Below are 13,966 nucleotides of genomic sequence, written 5' to 3'. Positions count from 1 at the left end.
TATAACCAATGAAGCAACTATTTACGTGTTTGTTGTGGGGATGTTTCCTGCTCGGAAATTATCTCGCTCTGGCTCAGCAGTCACCGAACGTCGTCGACTATCAGGTGACTTACGACGTAACCACCGGTCGATATACGGCCTGGGTGGTCCCTAACTATGCCACACCGAACTCCTACAATCCGCTTAACGATGAACTTGGTGGTACGGCACAGTTTACGATTAAGGTGCCCGCATCGTTTTCCATTACCAACATTCAGGATGTGGCTGGTAGCTGGGATAAGAACCCGATTCGATTAGGGCCAGGCAATCCCAACCAAACGTATCCTAACACAATCGATGCGAATTACAATTACTTCGTTATCGGTAAAGCACCCAACGAGGTGAACTATGGTCGGTTTACGGCCGGTACGCCGGTGGCGTTGTTCACGTTTGCGGGCAATGGCTGCTTTGGTGAAATTATTCCACTGCCAACGGGCGATCCGTTCATTGCCGCTGCCGACAACGCTTTGTCACTCAACGTAGCGAACAGCTTTTACTCTCGATCGGGTCAGCCGTCGGGGGGGAACCAGTCTCCGCTTGAACAGTTTCGGGGCCTTGCGGGACCTCCTGCCCAGTGTGCCGTACTTCAGGCAAATCCGGACAGTTATACCGTGACGGCCAACCTTCCTGCCAGCCTGTCGGTTTTGGCCAATGATACCCGAAATGGGCTGCCAGTTAGTAATACGGTTACCGTAACAGTTAGTGTGCCACCCGCCCTGGGAACGGCAACACCCAATGCAGACGGAACCATTACCTACACGCCACCCGCTGGTTATTCGGGGCCTGCATCGTTTACGTATACCATTTGTGCGCCGGGTCAGACAACCATCTGTTCGTCGGCTGCGGTCAGCCTCACGGTGGGCGCGGTTCTTGTCGCTACCCCCGATCAGTCAACGACCAACGCCGGAACAAGCGTGACGACAACGGTACTGGCCAACGATACACGTAACGGTCAGCCTGCCAGCACAACTAACGTAACGGTGAGCATTAGTTCTCCGCCTGCTACCGGAACGGTTGTCGTCAATGCGAATGGAACCATTACGTATAATCCCACGCCTGGCTTCTCAGGACCGGTTTCGTATACATATACAATCTGCGACATAGCTCAGCCCGGTCAGTGTGCGTCGGCAGCGGTCAGTCTGACGGTTAATACCGTAATCGTTACCAACCCCGACCAGATAACTACGGCATCGGGAACGCCCGTCAGCGTATCGGTGCTGGCCAATGACACACGTAATGGCCTGCCTGCCAGCGCTACCAACGTAGCGGTTACCCTGGCCAGTCAGCCCGCCAACGGAACAGCCGTTGTGAACCCGAATGGAACCGTTACGTATACGCCAGCTCCAGCGTTCTTCGGCGTCAATTCGTTCAGCTATACAGCCTGTGATATTTCTCAGCCGGGTCAGTGCTCCACCAATCTGGTTACGGTTACGGTATCGCCCAGCCGTCCGCTGCCAGCAAATGACTTCAATCAGACGGTCAGAAATATAGCCGTTACCGGAAACGTACTGACCAACGATCGGGAATCGGCGGGGCTGCCGCTCACGGTAAACGCTACGCCTACGGTGGGCCCTGCTAATGGTACGCTGGTACTGACAGCGGCCGGAAATTACACGTATACACCGGCCAGCAGCTTCACCGGAAACGATTCCTTTACGTATCAGGTCTGTAATACAGGGGCCGTATGCGCTACGGCATTGGTTTCGATCAAGGTTCGCGACAATTCGCCCAATGTCAACGACGCTCCGCTCGCCCAGAACGATCAGGCCACTACAACGCCAAATACGCCGGTCACCATTTTTGTAAAAGCCAACGACAGCGACCCAGACGGTCAGCCGCTGGGACAACCTATTCTGGTAACATTCCCGGTAAATGGTAATATATCGATCAACGCCAACGGGTCGATTACGTATACGCCGGTGAACAGCTTTACGGGCGTCGAAACATTTACGTATCAGGTTTGTGATAACGGCTCGCCTGTGCTCTGCGATCAGGCTACGGTTACGGTGACGGTTCGCCCAAATCCGGCAACAAACCAGACGTTTGCTTATGACGATGCATATAGTACGTTTACGAATACTGCCGTCACAGGCAACGTATCGACCAACGATCAGGATCTGGAAGGAAATATCCAGGCTGTATTTACTGCGCCTGTGCGGGGGCCTGCGAATGGGTCATTGGTCTTGACCGTCGGGGGTAGTTTTACGTATACACCTGCGGCCGGTTTCACCGGTACCGATTCGTTCCTGTATCAGGTTTGCGACAATGGAGCGGGGCCAGCCTGTACTACGGCAACGGCTTATTTAACCGTTTTCCCGCCGAATGGCGCCGTGGATCTGGTTGTTGCATTTGGACCAGCGCCTAGCCTTACCGCGACCGTTGCCAGCAGCTTACCCATTTCGGTAAGCAACGTCGGAACGGGTAATTACGCCGGTCCTGTATCCGTAACCCTTACGTTACCTGCCAACGTATCAATCGCGCCTGGATTCACTACGTCCAACGGATTCAGCTGTTCGGTCAGTGGACAGTTGGTCACCTGCGTCAAATCGGTTTCACTAACGACGCTCACCAGCGAAACCCTTACGATTCCGGTGGTAGCAGGTTTAGCCACAGTTGGTCAGCCGCAAACGTTCACGGTAAATACCGTCGTACCAGCGGGCGATGCCACACCGGCCAACAACGTAGCAACGGTAACAACAGCCGCCGTAATACGTTCGCCGGTCGTTCAGGTGTCGCCACAGGTTTTCCTACAGGGTGCGCTCTTTGGTGTTACGTCCGGTGCGCTCATGCGCGACGATCTACGGTTTAATGGTTTGTTACCCGCTGCGCATCCCTATGGCTCGTTTAACCCCATTACGCCGGTTGGTACGTTGTCGGCCAGTGTAAGCGCCGTTACTGGTAGCAATGCCATCGTAGACTGGGTATTCGTTGAACTTCGTTCGCCAACCAGCGTATCAACCGTCGTTGACAGCCGGGCGGCTCTGCTCCAGCGTGATGGCGACGTAGTGGACATTGATGGTGTTTCATCGCTGACCTTCAATCAGGCATTAACGGGTAATTACTACGTAGCCGTGCGGCACCGTAACCACCTGGCCGTCATGAGCCAATCAGCGCTGGCCTTATCGCCAACGGCAGTTACTGTTGACTTCCGGAACCCCAATACCCCTACGTATACCAGCTCGGGAACGACCAGCTACACCCAGATCACAGCCGATCAGTCGCAGGTGGTCGTGCAGCAGGGCGTAGCGATGTGGGCGGGTAATGCCCTGAACGACAATGCTGCCAATTATCCGCATAATCTGGTGATTTTCCAGGGAACGAGTAATGATGTGAACACACCTTATCAGCAGGTCATTAACTCGCCAAACAATGGTTTGGGATTACCCTATGTACGGATAAAGGGCTACCTGTCGGGCGACGTAAACATGGACGGTTTCGTGGTTTTCCAGGGTACGGGTAATGATGTTGAGTTTATTTACTCGAACGTGATCAAGAATCATCCGGGCAATAGCTTCCGGTTGCCCTTCTTCTCGATTCGAGAACAGTTGCCGTAATCGATCAGGGGTCAGTCTGGTTCGCCGGGCTGACCTATTTATAACCGTTGAAAACCGCCATGTCGATGAAACAATTCGTATGCGTATTGATTTGGAGCTTTTTGCTGCTGAACATTGGGATAGGTTACGCCCAACTGTCTCCCAATGCAGTGGGCTTTCAGGTAACCTATGATCCGGCAACCACCCGCTATACGGCCTGGGTAGTACCTCAGTATAATCTGCCGAACGCGAATAATCCGGACACGCTGGAGAAGGGAGGTACTGCTCAATTTACCCTCAAAGTCCCAACAGCCTTTGTCATTTCAGACATTGTCAGTATACGCGGAAGCTGGACGACAGATTTCCTCAAACTCGGACCGGGGAATCCGGGGCAGAACTGGGACGGGTTTGGCCTGGACCCGACTGTCAATTATTACGTGATTGGGAAGGCACCAGTTGAAACCAATTATGGTCGATTTGTCAGCGGCACGCCGGTTGCTCTGTTTACGTTTAAGGGTAATGGATGCTTTGGTCCCATCAGTCCGCTGGAACCCGGAAGCCCATTCATCGCAGCTGCCTACCAGCGTTACTCGCTCAACGTAGGCAACAGTTTTTATTCGAACTCGGGGCAACCAACGAGTGGAAATCAAAATCCACTGGAGCAGTTTCAGACACTGGTAGGACCACCCGCGCAGTGCTCGGCACTTTTGGCCAACCCGGATAGCCAGACGTTGACGGCCGGTACGTCGATCACCATTCCTATATTGGCGAACGATACACGTAACGGGCAACCCTTGAGCGCAACGAGCGTTACTGTTACGATAGGTCCCCCAAGCTCGGGTACAGCTACCGTCAACGCTGATGGTACAGTGAACTACGTAGCAGCCGCCGGATTCAGCGGACCCGCCAGTTTTACGTATACGATTTGCGACGGGGCTCAGCCAACCCTTTGTTCGTCGGCGCTTGTCAGCCTCACGGTGATTTCGGCAACTCCTCCGTCCGCCGATCTGCTGATTACAAAACAGGCGAGTCAGTCGGTAACGACTCTTAACGGTACTGTTAGTTTCACGGTAACCGTTCAGAATCTGGGCCCTGGCAATGCGCTGGGAGTTGTTGTTACGGATTCATTAACCCGTAACAATTCGGTAGTGCTGCTTACTACACCAACGGCTTCTCAGGGCAGTTTCGATGCAACGACGGGCCTTTGGACTGTGGGCAATCTGGCATCCGGTGGAGTTGCTACGTTGGTATTAACTGTTCGGGTGCAGTCTGAGGGGGTTCTGGTCAATGTGGCTAATGTGAGCGCAACGGGCAGTCAGGAAGTTAATCTTTCGAACAATACTGCATCGGCCTGTACGAGTGTTCCGATACGTCTTTGCGCGGACAATATCGTCGTCGCGAACGTACCAAGTGGTTATCAGGATGTTCGTTGGTTCCTCAATGGAAATCTGGTCGCAACGGGTAATTCACTATCTCTGACGCAGGCAGGTGTTTATACAATAACCTCAGCCAGTGGCGCTTGTCCGATTGGTGGATGCTGCCCAATTATCGTCGAAAATGGCGACTGCTGTCCGCCACCCAAGTGTGTTCCCTTTCTGGTGACAAGATCTAGATAAATACAGCACTGGTCGGAAACGGTACGTGCTAAAAAACTTTGACTATGAAATACATACAACTTATTCTTATCTGGCTCAGTGCTACGTTGGCCTGGGCGCAAACGAACGTAATGGTCTCGAACAGCGATGTCCGGTTTATGGTAACGCATGATCCGGCAACAGGGCTGTTTACCGCCTGGATCGTTCCGAACTATGATACGCCAAACGCTAATAATCCCGAAGCCGATGACCGGGGTGCAACGGCGCAATTCTCTCTAAAAGTGCCCGCTAATTTTGAGTTAACGGATCTGCGTGATTTAAGGGGCAACTGGGACAAAAAGCCCTATAAATTAACGACTCCCGAGGGTTTTGCGGGCGACTCTCAGTGGGCGTATTACATCATTGGCAAAAATCCGCAGGAAACCAATTACGGTACGTTCACCAAGGGCGAACCGGTGGCCTTGTTTACGTTTAAAGGGCAGGGAGGGAGTCCTGAGCGGGTTCAGGTACTAGCTGTCGACGACCCGTTTGTACACTTCGCTGATTCAAAAATGGCGCTCCATATCCGGAGTAGTTTTTACACGCGCTCAGGTCAGCGGGCTACAATGACGGCTCATCCAATCGAGCAGATGAACGGCGTAATTAAACTGGATGAAGTATTGAAGCAGAAACAGGAACAGCTGGGTATTGCGCAACTAGGTGAAGGAGAAGATATTACTACGCTATCATTGCAGGCATATCCGAACCCAACAGTAGACGTAATTGAGCTGAAATATTTCAGTTCTGCCGATCAGCCGGGCGTCAAGTTTGACCTGATTGATAATCAGGGAAATACCAGGCAAACCAATTCCTTGGATGCGAAAGCTGGTTTCAACAACACCCGATTTGTGGTTTCCAGCTTGCCGGGTGGTGTTTACTTCGTACGTAGCACGGTGCAGGGGCAACGGGTATCCAAGAAGATTGTGAAACAGTAACGGTACGTTCATACAGATTAAGAACACGAAACGGGCCAGGAGAAAAGAAACTCCAGCCCGTTTTTTCTGTGTTCACCAAAACCGTTCGCTTGATTAGGCTGTTGGTAAATGAGCGAAACATAAGGCTGATATGATACTTCCTAAAATCCGTGACAAGCGATTTATTACCATTCGTCGGGGCGGTACGTTACTAGACGAAGATCATCACTTATTAGCAGTCTGGGCGGCCGAATGTGCGCGACATGTCCTGCATTTTTTTGAAGAAATGCGGCCCAATGATGATCGGCCACGACGCGCCCTTGAACTAACGCAGGCCTGGGTAAACGGAGAAATTCCTATGAAACAGGCCCATAAGGCTGCTTTTGCTGCAAATGCAGCCGCCAGAGAAGTAGATGGTGCCGCGAAATTTGCGGCCTTGTCGGCGGGTCAGGCGGTTGCAGTAGCGCATGTGGCTGCCCACGAACTAGGGGCTGCGGCCTATGCTATCCGAGCCGTGATGGCTGCCACTTCAGATGACAAAAAAGAACTAGCTCGGCAGCAGGAGTGCCAGTGGCAACAAGATCAGCTTCCCGAAAAAATCCGTGATCTCGTCCTCGATGACCAACGATTGCGCAATGATATCTGCTGGTCTGTTTTTACCTGCTAAATGGTACGTTATTTTATGAGATAAGAGTACATGGCTGCCGCTGGGGCTTCGACAAGCTTAGTCTTCTGAAGCCCCAGCGGCAGCCACAAGCCCGCTCGCTGATTCATTGTTTACGTTAAGTTGCTCTGACAACTCTAATCACTGACAACGCCTTTCAAAACGTTTTTGGCTTGTTTCACTACGTTCTCAACGGTGAAACCAAAGTACGCCATCACCTCTTCGCCGGGGCCGGATAAACCAAACCGATTCAGGCCAATCACCGAGCCTTCGTCCGTTACGTACTGATGCCAGCCAATGGGCGAACCGGCTTCTACCGCCAGCCGTTTTCGAATGTTGGGCGGTAACACGTTGTGCTTGTATTCCTTGCTCTGTTGATCAAACAGTTCCCACGAAGGCATACTGACTACGCGGGCGGCAATACCTTGCTTTTTAAGCTCAGTCTGAGCTTCCAGTATGAGCGATACCTCTGAGCCAGTGGCAATTAGGATGAGTTCGGGGTCACCGTCGGCTTCACTCAGGATATAAGCTCCTTTCTCGACTCCTTTCGCCGAGCCGTATTTGGTCTGATCGAGAACTGGTAATTTCTGACGACTCAAAATCAGCGCAACCGGGCTTCGGGGCTGCTGCATGGCTACGCGCCAGGCTTCTACAGTTTCGTTGGCATCGGCCGGACGTATCACCGTCAGGTTCGGGACGGTACGTAGCGAAATCACCTGCTCGACAGGCTGGTGCGTAGGGCCGTCTTCGCCCAAACCGATACTGTCGTGTGTGAAAACGAACGTAGCGGGTGATTCAGCCAGGGCAGTCAGCCGAATGGCCCCACGCATGTAATCGGAGAAATTCAGGAACGTACCGCAGTAAGGGTGCACACCTTCATGTTGGGCCATACCGTTGATGGCGGCTCCCATCGCGTGTTCGCGCACGCCAAACCAGATGTTCGAATTTTCGTAGTGCCCCGGCTGAAAACTAACGTCGCCTTTCGTGGGCATATCGTTCGATGACGCCAAATCGGCCGAGCCTCCAAACAAAAACGGAACCCGCTGTTTCAATGCCGTCAGCGCTTTTCCCGATGCCTGCCGAGTGGCGAGCGGGCCATCTTCCGGCTTAAATATTGGGAGATCGTCAGCCCAATCGTCTGGTAATTTTCCCGAAAATGACTGATTGAACGTAGTGGCTTCGGTCGGAAACTGTTCGGCGTACGTAGCAAATCGCTTTTTCCAATCGGCCTGGGTTTCGGCCCCGCGCTTGCCGAGTTCGTGCAGATGTTCCTTTACGTCGTCGGGAACCACAAACGATTTGTCGGGATCAAAGCCAAAAAACTCTTTCGTTTTGCGAACATTTTCTTCACCCAGCGGACTACCATGAACTTTGCTGGTACCTTCCTGCGGACTGCCATATCCGATAATGGTACGTACCGCAATAATGGATGGGCGTTCAGTTTCGTCCTGTGCGGCCCGAATGGCTTTTTCGATTGCGTCGAGGTCGTTTCCATCGGCTACGTGCTGCGTGTGCCAGCCATATGCATCGAAGCGCGCCATACGATCTTCGGTGAAAGCCAGATTGGTAGGGCCGTCCAGCGAAATCAGGTTATCGTCGTAGAGATAAATCAGTTTCCCAAGCTTGAGGTGCCCGGCCAGCGAAGCCGCTTCCGACGCAATTCCTTCCATCAAGTCGCCGTCACTGACGATTGAATACGTGTAGTGATCAACAATGTTATGGCCTTCTTTATTATACGTAGCAGCCAGAAACGCTTCGGCCATTGCCATGCCCACGCCATTGGCAAATCCCTGCCCGAGCGGCCCCGTCGTTACTTCGATGCCTTCTGTCAAATGCGACTCGGGGTGGCCCGGCGTTATCGAATCGATTTGCCGGAATTTCTTTAAATCATTGAGCGAGAGAGGATAGCCATACAAATGCAGAAGGCTATATAACAAGGCCGAGCCATGTCCTGCCGATAAGATGAATCGGTCGCGGTCGGGCCAGTGGGTATCTTTGGGATTGAAGCGCAAAAAGCGCGACCACAATACGTAGGCCATTGGAGCAGCGCCGAGCGGTAAACCAGGGTGACCAGAATTCGCTTTTTGAACCGCATCGACCGACAGGAGCCGGATGGTATCAATGCTACGTTGGTCGATGTCTTTCGATGAATTGCTCATAGTTACTATGTTGATTTGTCTGGTCCAGGCCGCTACGGCGGACGGTAGCGGCCTGGACCAGCCTTTTTAAGAAGTAACTACGTAGCAGGGTAAGTGTCCTGAAAATTAATTCGTTTTTATAATCACTACATCAAATTCCATTCCTTTCGATACGTCCGCGAGAGGAGGGCGTTGGCTTCCGAATTATGCCTGAATTTTTCTTTGCGTGGGTTCCATTCCAGCGATTGGCCCAGCCGGTACGAAATCAGGCCGAGGTGCATGGGCATCGTCATTTGCCGGGCGTAAGCCAGATTCGATTCGGGCTGCTTGCGCGATTTTACGGAGTCGATAAAATTCTGCTGGTGCCCCGGCGACCGCACCAACGTAATGGGCACCTCTGCTACGTCGTTCATCACCACCCCGTTGATCGTAATTTCACGGGTGTTATAGTCGCATAACAACGTACCTTTATCGCCCTCGAAAAAAGCCCCGATACCTCGCTTTTCGGCACCGGCTACGTTGGGTGGCGTGCTGGTCCAGTGCAGTTTTAAGCCATCGAATTCGTAATCGATGTCAATCCATTTTGGCGCGTCGCCAATGCCTTCGGGCGCTTCGCCTTTGGCGGTTATTCGCTTGAGTCCAGTTGGGTTGATCGACCACCACACTACGTCGGCAATGTGGCACCAGAAATCCTGGAATATGCCGCCCGAATAATCCAGAAAATAGCGGTACGTAAAATGACACCGTTCGGGTGTGTAGAGCGAAACCGGCGCGGGACCCTGCCACATATCCCAGTTTAACGTAGCGGGTGGCGTCTGGTAAGTAGCCGGGCCAAGTACAGGCGGAAAACCGGTTTTCCAGAGACGTACCGTATGCACTTTACCAATGGCGCCTGACTGAATAATTTCGACGACCCGGTGATAATTGTCACCCGCATGGATTTGGGTTCCTAACTGAAAAATCCGGTCGTAGCGGTTAAGTGCCTTCAGCATTTTCTGCCCTTCGCGAACGCTGTAGGAGAGCGGCTTTTCGCCATAAACATCCTTGCCGGCCTGAAACGCCATGATCGCTACTTGCGCGTGCCAGTGGTCGGGGGTAGCACAGGTAATGGCGTCGATGTCTTTGCGGTCGAGCAGGTAGCGGAAATCGGTGTAGGTTTTTGCGGTAGTGTCGGGGTGAATTCCTTTTAACGTAGAAAGGGCTTTGTCGAGGTGAGTCTGGTCGAGGTCGCACAAACCGACTACGTCGACTTCGGGCAGTTTGGCAAACCAGTTCAGGTGATTCGTTCCCATGCCGTTTATGCCGATGTGCGCCACACGTACTTTGTCGCTGGGCGCGACTTTGCGATTCATGCTGGGAAACAGAGCCATACTGAGCGCAGCCGCGCTACTCTGTTTCAGGAAATCCCGACGATTAACCTGAGGTATCATGCTGTGAAAGAGTTAGGATTGGCAATGTGTTGAGTCGGTGTTACGTAGGCCATCACTTCAATTAATGGCCTACGTAACACTGACTCAACACACTGATTAGCATACATCAAAAGGGCTTGAACGTATGCATTTACCCATCTTTTCAACGTAGCACTACGTTACGCATAACTCGCTACGTTTTCTCTTCCGTTTTACCTACTTTTTTCACCCGTTTCGGTAATTGTTCGGCCAACTCGTGGAGGTTTTTTATGGGCGGACGCGGTTTTTCGGCTTCACCAAGCAGAAAACCATAGGGCTTGAAATCATCTAAGGCGTCGAAGATGACTTTTAAAATGGCCGTCATCGGTAAAGCCAGCACCAGACCCGCCAGTCCCCAGACGTTCTCCCAGATAATCAGCACGATAATGACCGCCAATGGGTTGATACTCACTTTTGACCCGATGATGTAGGGCGTAATGAAATTGCCTTCGAGCGCCTGTACAAACAGAAAAACGCCAACAACGCCCAGCGCTTTGATTGGATTGTCCTGCGTGACGAGCGTGTAGGCCGCCGGAATCAGCGAACCGAGCGAAAGCCCGAAATAGGGTATCAACACCAAACAGGCGCCAAAAAAGCCAAAGAAAACCGCATAATCGACTCCCAGAATCAGCAGCCCAACGGTCATTAGCGTACCGATGATCAGAATAACCAGCACCAAACCAGCCATGTAGTCTTTCACTACGTTATAAATACCGCTCATAATCGTATCGATAACCGACCGGCGCGTGTCGCTGAAGACTTTGTAAAAAAAGGATCGAAAAAAATCGCGGTAGAGCAGAAAGAAAAAAGCAAACAGCAGAATTAACAACAAGTTGCTGATGATGTTGGTGGTGGTCAGTAACGTAGTAGTAATGATGTTCCCCGCTTCCGAAATTGCCTGATCCAGGTATTTACCTACTTCATCAATTTGCCGTTGGCGGTCGATATTTAATCGTTCGTCGGCAAACGTTTGTAAACTTTTAATGTACTCTCTCCCACGTTGAGTGAATTTTGGAACTACTTCAACAAAACTGCTGATCTGGATGGAAATGGCGTAAAATAACCCCGTCAACACCGTTAAGGTCAGTAACAGACAAATGACAATGGCAACAACGCGCGGTACTTTCCAGTTTTCGAGCCGCCTTGCCAGCGGAAATAGTAAGACCGAAAATAAGATGGCAAAGACTAAAGGTACTAACAGACCCTCAAGCGCGTGGAGCCCGTAAACAATAATGACCAATGAAAGGAGCACGCAGACAAGTTTTGCGTAAGCAGGAAGTTCAACCTCTGGTAAATGACGGTTCATAGGAGTGTGTAATGAGGGTAGTATCTTTAGCTGTAATCTGAATTAAGAACCTGTTTAAACATTTGTGATTACTATAACAAAACACTCATTTTAGTCTTGTATCTTAGAGTTTAAACGGTCCTTAACGAAGGCAGGTCAGAAAGTATAAACAACGGATTTGGTGCCCTGTTGTTCGGAAAAATGTAAACCTGAACAAACTCATTTCCAGGATGAAACAGAATCTTCTTTTTGCTGAATTGTTGTTAAGTTTTTGTTAAGGATGCATGCTCGATTGGTAACGTTGTGGCTAAGCCACGTAACTTCGTGTCAACCAACGTACTGGCAACTTACTAACAAGCCAAGATATTTTCACCAACTACACTTCGTATGAGTGCTGCTAAAGCTGCTCAACCCCAACATCGCATTTTAGTCGTCGACGACGACGCTGACATCGTAGAACTGCTCGAGTACAACCTCATCAAAGAGGGGTACGATGTGAAAACCGCCACAGATGGTCGTAAAGCTGTAGAAATAGCCCGGACCTATTTGCCCGAACTGGTGCTACTCGACATTATGATGCCGCTCATGGATGGTATCGAAACGGGTCGGCAGCTCCGCGAAATCCCGGAACTACGTCAAACCTATATTCTCTACCTGACGGCTCGTTCAGAAGAATACTCAGAGGTAGCTGCTTTCGACGTAGGAGCTGACGATTACCTGACCAAGCCCATCAAGCCCCGTGCGCTGATGAGCCGCATCAACGCTCTCTTCCGTCGTGAAGCCCAGAAAGCCGATCCCGGCGAACAAATTGCCATTGCCGATCTGATTATCAACCGTAAGAATTACTCAGTTACGCAGAACAGCAAGTCGGTAATCCTGCCCAAGAAAGAATTTGAACTGCTTTTCTTTCTGGCTCAGCATCCCAACAAAGTTTGTAGTCGCGAAGAACTGCTTCAGAAAATATGGGGCGCTGATATATATGTTTTGGAACGTACCGTCGACGTACACATCCGTAAGCTCCGTGAGAAAATCGGCGACACTCACATCCGAACCCTCAAAGGTGTAGGCTATATGTTTACCGACGGGACGGAGTAAGTTATAAACCGGGCCGCCGGAGCGGTTATAGGGTTATCGGGTTGTAAAGTTTATGAGCGCGTCGGCCCCGGCGTGGATACGCAACTTTGCAACTCGATAACCCTATAACTTTATAACTTCATAACATTACAACTTCACAATAAATGTCCCTCAGTCCGCGCATTATTGCTCTTTTGCTGGCTAGCCTCATTTCGGCGCTTACCATTACGTTTCTGACGTTTGTGGAGGGCGTTACGAGTACGATGGTGTTTGTTGTGGGGATTTCGTCGTTCGTTATTTCGTTTTTTCTGGTGTTTTATGCCATTGAACTCCTCGTTTTTCGGGAGGTGAACAAAATGTATAAAACCATCCATAAACTCCGCATCCGCGATTTTACGATTACCCGTAAATCGATCATTAAAAACAGCAATCCGTTTAAGAAGCTGAACGATGAGATTTTCGTGTATGTCGCTCGGAAACAGAAGGAAATTGATGAATTGAAACGGCTGGAACAGTTTCGGCGGGAGTTTCTGGCCGACGTATCACACGAATTAAAAACACCCATTTTTGCCGCGCAGGGATTCATTCATACCCTCATCGACGGGGCTATCGACGATGAGCACGTACGGGATAAATTTCTGGCGAAAGCCGCTCGCAGCCTCGATGGACTCGACGCACTTGTGAAAGACCTGGTGGCTCTATCGCAGCTGGAGACTGGTGAGGTAAAAATGAGTTTCGAACGTATTAACCTCACGCACGTAACACAGGAGGTTTTCGAACAACTGGAGAAAATTTCCAGCAGCAAACGCACATCGCTCCAGCTCAAATCGACGCCGGGCGGCCCTGTATGGGTAAAAGCTGATCCGCAACGTATCAATCAGGTAATGACCAACTTAATTGAAAATGCGGTGAAATATGGCAACGAAAATGGGCGCGTTACGGTCAGCCTTGAAGAAGATAAAAAACACGTAGTCGTATCGGTACGTGACGACGGTCCCGGCATTCCTCCCGAACACTTAAGTCGGATTTTTGAACGGTTCTACCGGGTCGAAAAAAGCCGTTCCAAAGATCGGGGCGGCACTGGGTTGGGGCTGGCTATTGTGAAACACATTCTCAACGCTCACAAAGCCAAAATTACCGTAATGAGTAAGGTTGACAAAGGTACTACGTTCCGTTTCAAACTCGAACGCATGGATTGAACGGCATAGGATTGTGGTTGATACGTATCTCTGTTCTT

Annotated in this window: 9 protein-coding genes; 6 read left to right on the top strand and 3 right to left on the bottom strand. The window is 51.0% G+C overall.

The window, feature by feature from the left end:
• Positions 1–8: 8 nt before the first annotated feature.
• The 4 genes from ACYVF1_RS26700 to ACYVF1_RS26685 all read left to right on the top strand — a co-directional run bounded on the left by ACYVF1_RS26700 (position 9) and on the right by ACYVF1_RS26685 (position 6,787).
• Positions 9–3,593 (top strand): Ig-like domain-containing protein, encoded by a 3,585-nt coding sequence (locus ACYVF1_RS26700; RefSeq protein WP_461084714.1) that lies wholly within the window; start codon positions 9–11, stop codon positions 3,591–3,593.
• Positions 3,594–3,658: 65 nt separating this feature from the next.
• On the top strand, positions 3,659–5,188 hold the full coding sequence (locus ACYVF1_RS26695; protein WP_461084712.1) for an Ig-like domain-containing protein: 1,530 nt from the start codon (positions 3,659–3,661) through the stop codon (positions 5,186–5,188).
• 44 nt (positions 5,189–5,232) lie between these two features.
• Complete coding sequence (locus ACYVF1_RS26690) at positions 5,233–6,141, top strand: T9SS type A sorting domain-containing protein (RefSeq protein WP_461084710.1); 909 nt, start codon at positions 5,233–5,235, stop codon at positions 6,139–6,141.
• A gap of 130 nt (positions 6,142–6,271) precedes the next feature.
• Positions 6,272–6,787: a putative immunity protein gene (locus ACYVF1_RS26685; RefSeq protein WP_461084708.1), complete on the top strand. Its 516-nt coding sequence runs from the start codon at positions 6,272–6,274 to the stop codon at positions 6,785–6,787.
• 134 nt (positions 6,788–6,921) lie between these two features.
• Here the strand turns inward: ACYVF1_RS26685 and tkt are convergent, their stop codons facing one another.
• The 3 genes from tkt to ACYVF1_RS26670 all read right to left on the bottom strand — a co-directional run bounded on the left by tkt (position 6,922) and on the right by ACYVF1_RS26670 (position 11,676).
• Positions 6,922–8,943, bottom strand: a complete 2,022-nt coding sequence (tkt, locus tag ACYVF1_RS26680) for a transketolase (protein ID WP_461084706.1) — start codon at positions 8,941–8,943, stop codon at positions 6,922–6,924.
• A gap of 125 nt (positions 8,944–9,068) precedes the next feature.
• Positions 9,069–10,352, bottom strand: coding sequence for a Gfo/Idh/MocA family protein (locus ACYVF1_RS26675; RefSeq protein WP_461084704.1), 1,284 nt, complete (start codon positions 10,350–10,352; stop codon positions 9,069–9,071).
• Positions 10,353–10,524: 172 nt separating this feature from the next.
• Positions 10,525–11,676: an AI-2E family transporter gene (locus tag ACYVF1_RS26670; RefSeq protein ID WP_461084702.1), complete on the bottom strand. Its 1,152-nt coding sequence runs from the start codon at positions 11,674–11,676 to the stop codon at positions 10,525–10,527.
• A 366-nt stretch (positions 11,677–12,042) separates the two neighbouring features.
• On the opposite strand from ACYVF1_RS26670, the gene ACYVF1_RS26665 reads away from it, so the two are divergent.
• Both ACYVF1_RS26665 and ACYVF1_RS26660 read left to right on the top strand, forming a co-directional pair.
• A complete protein-coding gene (locus ACYVF1_RS26665; protein ID WP_461084700.1) occupies positions 12,043–12,750 on the top strand; it encodes a response regulator transcription factor in 708 nt (235 codons plus the stop codon).
• Between the two features lie 143 nt (positions 12,751–12,893).
• Positions 12,894–13,928, top strand: coding sequence for a sensor histidine kinase (locus tag ACYVF1_RS26660; protein ID WP_461084698.1), 1,035 nt, complete (start codon positions 12,894–12,896; stop codon positions 13,926–13,928).
• Positions 13,929–13,966: the final 38 nt, after the last annotated feature.

The sequence above is a fragment of the Spirosoma flavus genome, from assembly GCF_054778555.1.
This window is presented reverse-complemented; position numbering and strand designations above follow the sequence as displayed.

What these genes read in the sequence shown, in the direction of transcription:
- ACYVF1_RS26700 (WP_461084714.1), top strand. Translation starts at nt 9, where the DNA reads ATGAAGCAACTATTTACGTGTTTGTTGTGGGGATGTTTCCTGCTCGGA.
- ACYVF1_RS26695 (WP_461084712.1), top strand. Translation starts at nt 3,659, where the DNA reads ATGAAACAATTCGTATGCGTATTGATTTGGAGCTTTTTGCTGCTGAAC.
- ACYVF1_RS26690 (WP_461084710.1), top strand. Translation starts at nt 5,233, where the DNA reads ATGAAATACATACAACTTATTCTTATCTGGCTCAGTGCTACGTTGGCC.
- ACYVF1_RS26685 (WP_461084708.1), top strand. Translation starts at nt 6,272, where the DNA reads ATGATACTTCCTAAAATCCGTGACAAGCGATTTATTACCATTCGTCGG.
- tkt (WP_461084706.1), bottom strand. Translation starts at nt 8,943, where the DNA reads ATGAGCAATTCATCGAAAGACATCGACCAACGTAGCATTGATACCATC.
- ACYVF1_RS26675 (WP_461084704.1), bottom strand. Translation starts at nt 10,352, where the DNA reads ATGATACCTCAGGTTAATCGTCGGGATTTCCTGAAACAGAGTAGCGCG.
- ACYVF1_RS26670 (WP_461084702.1), bottom strand. Translation starts at nt 11,676, where the DNA reads ATGAACCGTCATTTACCAGAGGTTGAACTTCCTGCTTACGCAAAACTT.
- ACYVF1_RS26665 (WP_461084700.1), top strand. Translation starts at nt 12,043, where the DNA reads ATGAGTGCTGCTAAAGCTGCTCAACCCCAACATCGCATTTTAGTCGTC.
- ACYVF1_RS26660 (WP_461084698.1), top strand. Translation starts at nt 12,894, where the DNA reads ATGTCCCTCAGTCCGCGCATTATTGCTCTTTTGCTGGCTAGCCTCATT.